8 protein-coding genes are annotated in these 7,352 nt (G+C 47.4%); all 8 read left to right on the top strand.

Features of this window, described 5'->3' with window-relative positions:
• Nucleotides 1–322 precede the first annotated feature (322 nt).
• The 8 genes from KDK17_RS03080 (at nucleotide 323) to KDK17_RS03115 (ending at nucleotide 7,339) form a co-directional block, all read left to right on the top strand.
• The gene (locus tag KDK17_RS03080; protein ID WP_257287319.1) at nucleotides 323–1,336 is read left to right on the top strand and encodes a hypothetical protein; all 1,014 of its coding nucleotides are present in this window, start codon (nucleotides 323–325) and stop codon (nucleotides 1,334–1,336) included.
• Between the two features lie 237 nt (nucleotides 1,337–1,573).
• Nucleotides 1,574–2,296 (top strand): sulfite exporter TauE/SafE family protein, encoded by a 723-nt coding sequence (locus tag KDK17_RS03085; RefSeq protein ID WP_257252704.1) that lies wholly within the window; start codon nucleotides 1,574–1,576, stop codon nucleotides 2,294–2,296.
• Between the two features lie 365 nt (nucleotides 2,297–2,661).
• Nucleotides 2,662–3,693 (top strand): methionine ABC transporter ATP-binding protein, encoded by a 1,032-nt coding sequence (locus KDK17_RS03090; RefSeq protein ID WP_257252706.1) that lies wholly within the window; start codon nucleotides 2,662–2,664, stop codon nucleotides 3,691–3,693.
• Nucleotides 3,683–4,339, top strand: a complete 657-nt coding sequence (locus KDK17_RS03095; RefSeq protein WP_257287320.1) for a methionine ABC transporter permease — start codon at nucleotides 3,683–3,685, stop codon at nucleotides 4,337–4,339. Before KDK17_RS03090 ends, KDK17_RS03095 begins: the two co-directional genes overlap by 11 nt.
• A gap of 83 nt (nucleotides 4,340–4,422) precedes the next feature.
• Nucleotides 4,423–5,241: a MetQ/NlpA family ABC transporter substrate-binding protein gene (locus KDK17_RS03100; RefSeq protein WP_257287321.1), complete on the top strand. Its 819-nt coding sequence runs from the start codon at nucleotides 4,423–4,425 to the stop codon at nucleotides 5,239–5,241.
• A 285-nt stretch (nucleotides 5,242–5,526) separates the two neighbouring features.
• Nucleotides 5,527–6,162 carry a glutathione S-transferase N-terminal domain-containing protein gene (locus KDK17_RS03105; protein ID WP_257252699.1) on the top strand — a complete coding sequence of 212 codons (636 nt, stop codon included), beginning with the start codon at nucleotides 5,527–5,529 and terminating at the stop codon, nucleotides 6,160–6,162.
• A gap of 329 nt (nucleotides 6,163–6,491) precedes the next feature.
• Complete coding sequence (locus tag KDK17_RS03110; protein WP_257287322.1) at nucleotides 6,492–6,950, top strand: ClpXP protease specificity-enhancing factor; 459 nt, start codon at nucleotides 6,492–6,494, stop codon at nucleotides 6,948–6,950.
• Nucleotides 6,951–7,066: 116 nt separating this feature from the next.
• Nucleotides 7,067–7,339: an NADPH-dependent FMN reductase gene (locus KDK17_RS03115; protein ID WP_257252696.1), complete on the top strand. Its 273-nt coding sequence runs from the start codon at nucleotides 7,067–7,069 to the stop codon at nucleotides 7,337–7,339.
• The last annotated feature ends 13 nt before the right edge of the window (nucleotides 7,340–7,352 follow it).

Below are 7,352 nucleotides of genomic sequence, written 5' to 3' on the forward strand. Positions count from 1 at the left end.
AAAGAAAATCAGCCGCAATGAATTTGCAACCCTGGTTACCCTGCAGGGCGTTTACCTGGAAGGTATCCAGAATATAAATTCATTTAAGATTGTGCATCACAAGCTGTTTGACGATAAGGGAAACGCGAATAAAGTCAACTGGGAAATCATAAAGTTATCATTGGAAAAGTCAGAGAGGTTTTTTCTCGATTCTTCTTTTGATGTCGATTCCATCATCATGGAAATGAAGCGTTTGCTTAAAAAAGCATCTCCGGCTGAAGCAGGTTTCTGGTCCTGCAAGTACCCAATTGGCTTTGGTGAAGAAGAAGGAGGGCAGAAAACGATGAAAAAAGCCCTGCTAAGCAGAGATTTCTGGGTTTTATTTGTTGATTGCTGGTGGACTGGGTGGATGATATGCCCGTCGATCACGTTGCGACAGGCTTTTATTGACAGTTTTTGTCAGAAAGAAGCCCATAAAATCAATCCAGTGATCGGGAGCAGTACACCTGAAGATATTAGAACCGGCGGCCTGAAAGGATACAGAGACATGGCCATTCCGTTTCCTGGGCATCCTTTGCCAAAAACTGCTGACTACTTATCTGCAATATTGATTCTCGTGTTTATGCAGCATGATTTTTATCATGCGGTACGAGCCAGCATGCTAAAAAATGCTGATATCCATGTAATCATTGCCATTGCCGATGTTGTGAGAAAGATTAAAACGGCCTTCCATAATGAGTACACCAGGGTAAAACAGGATTTTCAGCAGAAGAAAGAGTGCTTTGAAAGCTCCATTTCCACATGCTCGCAGGAACAACAAGACCAAAAGATAGAAGAATGGCAGGAGTGTGAGAAGTCGGCCAAAAAAACGCTGGAATATCTGAAGTCTACCAGAAAAGCCCTGGGCCAACTGGCATTTAACCTTGAAGATCTTGAAACCCATTTACCAACGTGGGACATACATCGGCATAACTATGATGAAAATCGATTCATACATCACTTATCAAATATTTTGTTTCAGTTGAACAGTTCTTTGGGAAAAACGTGGAGTGAGTTACTGAGTGAAACCGATGCAGGTATTGTTGGTCAGTGCGTTATTCCGATGATTTCCGGTAATTTGTCTAATCCCCGGAAAATGTATGATCATTTCTGCCGCACGATTGATAGGGTAGTAAATTCTGCTGGCAAACAACATCTCTCAGAAACGCAGAAACAGGAATACGTAGCCAGAAGTAAAAAGTTCATTGAACCGCTGAATCCATCGGTAAAGCTGGACCAATCACAATGGCCGACTTTCCTCCGGGGAACCATGATAGGTGATAAGCGGGTGCTCATTCCAAGCTCTGGACTTGGTTAATGAACAAATGAAATCATGCAATTTATTGATTTTTTTGATTAACTGCGGCAGTCAGGTTCAGGTTGGAGGTAACGACAATTACCTTTCATTCTGTAGAAAGCATTACAGGGAGTTGTTTGGAAGATAAACGTCTTTTGTCGTGATACGCCTTTTATGGGTATAAATGACAGTAGATTCTTTTCATAGCAAACGGTTATATTTATATCCCCTTTCGATATTTGATGTTTCAGTGATGTTATGGATTTGAGTCTGTACCCGCAACTAATAGCCATGCTCGTTGTCTTCCTGGGGGCTCTGATCCAGGGCATGGTCGGTTTTGGTATGGCGGTGGTGGCCGCACCTATTCTCTATATCGTTGCACCCTCTCTGGTGCCGGCTACCCTGATCTGCATGGCTATGTTCCTTTCTCTCCTGACGGTCAGAAAGTATCGGGGGGCACTGGATTTGGCAGAGATGAAGTATGCTGTGGCTGGCAGAATTCCGGGTTCACTGCTGGGAGCTTATCTTTTGGCAGTGGCCTCCAGAGAGCACATGAGTCTTTTTATTGGTCTGGCTGTGCTGATGGCCGTTTTTGTGAGTCTGTTTTCTGTAAAGATTCGAGCGACTAAATCCAGCTTGTTTGTCGCTGGTGTTGTTTCTGGTATCACAGGCACAACATCGTCTATTGGCGGGCCTCCGGTAGCCCTGGTCATGCAGAACGAAACCGGTGACAAAATCCGGGCCAGCATGTCCATTTATTTTGTTTTCAGCAGTACTATCTCACTGATATTTCTATCAGTAGCAGGCATGGTGGGTCTTGATGACTTTAAAGATGCCCTGATGCTGCTTCCAGCTGTATTGCTGGGGAGTAAAACCGCTTCCCATGTATCCCCCCGAATTGATCAAAGAATTATGCGCCATGCCTTGCTTGTTCTTTGCAGTATTGCTGGTGTCAGTGCTATTGCTTCGGGTGTTCGCTAGTTGATCTTTGAGGCCATGCTTCCGCTTACATTCCTGCTGGGAAAGCAGAGCAGTTGACTTTGGTTTTTTTGTCGTTTAGGCTTTTGAGGAATGCGCTGATTTGTCTTGGCTTGCGGGCGCTCTAGAAATACGGCTAAAAGAAGGGGTTATGAACGCATTCATGAAAAACCACTCTGTTTAGCACAGAGTGGTTTTTTTTTTGGTCGTGAAAAAGAGGTCGCCTGGCGGACCTCAAGGCTGTAATCCGAGTCGACAGCATGACCAGCTCCCATTGAAAACCATCAAGGTAGACGAATTGATTGAACTGACTGAATATACCTCAGTCGGCCATGACCTGATTGTATCTGAATCAGGCAGGAGTAATGATGATAGAACTGAAAAACCTTACCAAGGTGTTTAAGGTAGGAGGTAGAGAGCTTAAGGCGCTGGATGGGATTAACCTCACTGTGCCTGAAGGATCAATCTACGGTGTGATTGGCTCAAGCGGCGCTGGCAAGAGTACGCTGATACGTTGTGTCAATATGTTAGAGCGTCCCGGTTCGGGCCGGGTCATTGTGGACGGGCAGGACCTCACTCAGTTGACCGGGAAAGAACTGCGTCTGGTCCGCCACAACATTGGCATGATTTTCCAGCACTTCAATCTGCTGTCGAGTCGAACTGTTTATCAGAATATTGCTCTACCACTGGAACTGGCCGGTGCCAGTTCACAAGAAATAGAAACGGCGGTGATTCCCCTGCTGGATCTGACCGGTTTGAAAGAAAAGCGGGACAGCTATCCTTCTCAGCTTTCAGGTGGTCAGAAACAGAGGGTGGCTATTGCTCGCGCCCTGGCCAGTAAGCCAAAGGTTCTTTTGTGTGATGAGGCAACTTCTGCGCTTGACCCTCAGACCACACGATCCATTCTTGGACTTTTGAAGGATATTAATCGTGAGTTGAAGATCACAGTGCTGATCATTACTCATGAGATGGATGTTGTTAAAACGATTTGCGATCGAGTTGCCATACTAAGCCATGGTCAACTGATTGAAGAGAATGATGTCGAATCCTTCTTCCTGAATCCAAAAACGGAATTGTCCAGAGAGTTTGTTTGCAGTGCCATCCACCAAAAGCCGGCGGCTGAAGTGGAAAGCCGCTTTCAGTCAGAGCCGACCGAAGGCTCAAGGCCGGTTGTAAGGATTACCTTTGTAGGGCGTCGGGTGGTGGAGCCCTTAATTACCCGGGCGGCAAGGCAGTTTGGTACTGATTTTGTGATTCTGCAAGCCGACATTGAAACCGTTCATGGTAAGTCCATGGGCTTTCTGATGGTAGAAATTATGGGCGAGGAGTCAGATGTTGAGGCTTCCATGACGTTCCTCAGGGATAATGTACAGGTGGAGGTAGTGGGTTATGTCAGCTGATTCCTGGCTTCTTCTGGGGAAGGCACTCTGGGAAACCCTTTACATGACAGTGGTGTCTGGTGGGCTCAGTTTTCTCTTTGGTATTCCGCTTGGTGTGTTGCTATATATTACCAAGCCCGGTCGTATTAAAGAAAATGCGGTTTTGAATTCAGTGCTGGGTGCTATCGTCAACGCTACACGTTCTGTGCCTTTTATTATACTGCTGGTGGCGATCATTCCCCTGACTCGCCTGCTGGTGGGAACCTCCATCGGGACAACAGCTGCGATTGTGCCACTGACCCTTGCAGCTATCCCATTTGTTGCTCGCGTTGCTGAAGGCGCCATCAATGAAGTACCTTTCGGACTGGTTGAAGCAGCCCAGTCCATGGGCGCAACACCTTTGCAGATCGTCAGTCGGGTATTGCTGCCTGAAGCGCGCCCCGGCCTGATTAATGGCATGACTATTACTCTGGTGACTCTGGTCAGTTACTCGGCCATGGCAGGTGCCATTGGTGGTGGAGGTCTTGGTGATCTGGGCATCCGCTACGGCTACCAGCGTTTTGATGGCGTCATCATGCTCGCCACTGTTGTGGTGCTTATTTTGCTGGTGCAGCTGATACAGAGTATTGGTGACCGTTTGCAAAATTATTACGACAGAACTCGCTGATTGTTTGCGAATTTAAATTATTGAATGGGGCAGGCTGTTTCAGTGGTTTGTCCAATGTGACTGGCTGAATGGAGAAGTGAAGAATGTTTGCAGTCAATAAATTAAAGTCACTTGCAGTTGCGGCGCTTGTGGCGGGCAGTGTCCTGTTGGCGGGATGTGGCTCTGAGAATGCCTCAGAAGGCCCTTTGAAAGTGGGTGTTATGGCGGGGCCGGAAGCTGACGTCATGAAAGTGGCCGCTGACATTGCTAAAAAAGATCACGGTGTAGATGTTGAGTTGGTTGAGTTTTCTGACTACGTTTCTCCCAATGTGGCTCTGGCTGATGGTTCTATTGATGCTAACGCCTTCCAGCACAGGCCGTATCTGGACAGCATGATTCGTGATCGTGGCTTCAAGCTGGCAGCTGTTGGAAATACTTTTGTCTACCCGATTGGCGCGTACTCCAAAAAAATCAAAGATATCAGTGAGCTTAAAGACGGTGCCAAAGTAGCGATTCCTAACGACCCAAGTAATGAAGGTCGTACGCTAATCCTTTTGGACAAAGAGGGTTTCATCAAGCTGAAAGACATTAACAATCTGGAAGCGACACCGGCTGATATTGTTGAAAATCCAAAAAAACTTCAGTTCATCGAGCTGGATGCTGCGCAATTACCCCGCTCTCTGGATGACGTTGATCTGGCTTTCATCAACTCTACCTACTCTGTGCCAGCAGGGCTGTTGCCAAAGCGTGACGCACTGCTGGTAGAAGGTAAAGACTCTCCTTATGTCAATCTGATTGTGGCGCGCGAGGACAATAAGGATGATCCCCGCATCAAGGCTCTGGTCGAGTCTTACCACACTCCGGCAGTGGAGGAGAAAGCCAGGGAGCTGTTTAAGGGGAGTGCGGTTCCTGGCTGGAAGTAATTGGCTTTTCTCATAAGCGTATTAACAGCTTCTGAGACAACTTGTTGGTTATAGCGGGTTTTGAATATTTATTCAGGTTTTCGGGTTGTTCTTAGAGTTATTGTCCCCTTGTGTTACGAAAGTTTCCAGGGTCTCTATTCCGCAGGGCGTAAAGTTTGCTAAGATAACCCGTTATTTTATTGTGTCGGCCCGTCAGGCCAGCATTGCTCGTCCGATTTATGGGATCGAATGAGTAGGCTGGCTCGATTGGGAGCTCATTTCCTTTGCATGAGGCGGGGGTATTTCATGGCTGTAGTTGCCAAAAAGTCATCCATGATTTTTTTCTCGGATCCATCTGACCACTACTGTCACAGGGTTCGTATTGTTCTGGCCGAAAAAGGGGTCGCGGTAGACATTCAGGATGTAAATCCTGAAAATCTGCCTCAGGAACTGTCTGATCTCAACCCGTACAATAGTCTTCCAACTCTGGTCGATCGTGAGCTGGTGCTTTACGAGCCAAGCGTCATGATGGAGTACTTGGATGAGCGTTTTCCTCATCCTCCTTTGTTGCCCGTTTATCCGGTCAGCCGTGCCCAGAGTCGTCTGATGATGCACCGCATCCAGAAAGACTGGTGCAGCTTGGTGGATATCATTACGGATCCAAAAACCAAAGAGACGCCTGCGGCCCGTGCTCGTAAAGAGCTTCGTGAAAGCCTGCTCTCCGTAGCGCCTATTTTTGCTGAAAAGCCATTCTTTATGAGTGATGAATTCACTCTGGTGGACTGCTGTGTAGCCCCAATCCTTTGGAGGCTGTCAGCGATGGGTATTGAACTGCCCAGGCAGGGGCAGGCTATCCTGGATTATGCTGAACGTTTGTTTGAGCGTGAGTCCTTCAAAGAGAGCTTGTCTGAAATTGAAAAAGAGATGCGTGACACTCTTTGATTTGAGGTGGATCCCGGCAGTATGACTGCCGGAATTTAAGAATCTGGCTAAGCAGCCATGAGCTAAGAGTGTCGTTGAATCTCTGGTTGACAGATGGTTTTTCAGCTCTTGGCATATTAGAAGTTTTCTCTGTTTCAGAGGGTGTCGAAAAAGTGCTGCGCTTTGCCGTTGAGGTGCTAAAAAGTAGCTTTGCCCCGCTTCGGCGATACCTCTTTTCTGGAGAGGGTTAAAGGACTTCTTCTATATTGGCTATTGATGGTGCGAAGGATGAGTTGGCCTGGGGTCAGGCAGCCGTCGGAAGTTAGCCTGGATGGAGACAGATTATGACAATGACCAGCAGTCGTCCTTACATTACCAGAGCCTTGTATGACTGGATTCTTGAAAATGACTGCACCCCATACATCCTGGTGGATACTGCCAGGAAAGGGGTCGAGGTACCCAGAGAGTACGTTAAGGACAATCAAATAGTCCTTAACATTTCCCCTGCAGCGGTGCGTGCCATGCATATGGGAAATGATGTCATAACCTTTGATGGTCGCTTTGGCGGTGAGGCGTTGACCATAGTGGTTCCTGTAGAAGCATTGATGGCCATCTATGCCCGCGAGAACGGGCAGGGTATGGTGTTCGAAGTAGAGCCCTTCGCTGAGTCGGAAGAGGTAGGGGCTTCTCATCTTGAATTGGAGGCTGTATCAGGTCCGGAGTCTCAGGAAACACCACCTGCAAAAGAAGAGGAGTCCAAAAAAACTCCCCGCAAGTCTGGCAAGCCACATCTGAAAGTCGTTAAATAGGTCGGAGTTTAAATCTCTGGGCTTGGCCTTTCAGGTCAAGCTGGCTTCGCTTCGGTGGAATATTTTGGTTATTATTTTCTTGTACTTAATAATCGGAATGGTTGAAAGAGGTTTTGATGAACCTGACAATTGTTAGTGGAAGTCACCGCAGGGAATCCCAGAGTGTTCGTATCGGTCGTGTCCTCAAGGAGCGTGCAGAAGCGTTGGGGCTCTTTGATCAGATTGATCTTCTTGATCTGGCAGGAAATCCTCTGCCGTTGTGGGATGAGTCCATCTGGTCTGGCAATGAGGAGTGGAAGTCTCTTTTGGCTCCCTGGAGGGCTACATTAAGCGCTAGCAGCCTGTCAGACTTAAGGCTGTCCTACTGCGGTTGCAATAAATTGGTCTAAAAATTCCTGCTTC

The organism is Endozoicomonas sp. SESOKO2 (assembly GCF_024606245.1).
Taxonomy (GTDB): Bacteria; Pseudomonadota; Gammaproteobacteria; order Pseudomonadales; family Endozoicomonadaceae; genus Endozoicomonas_A.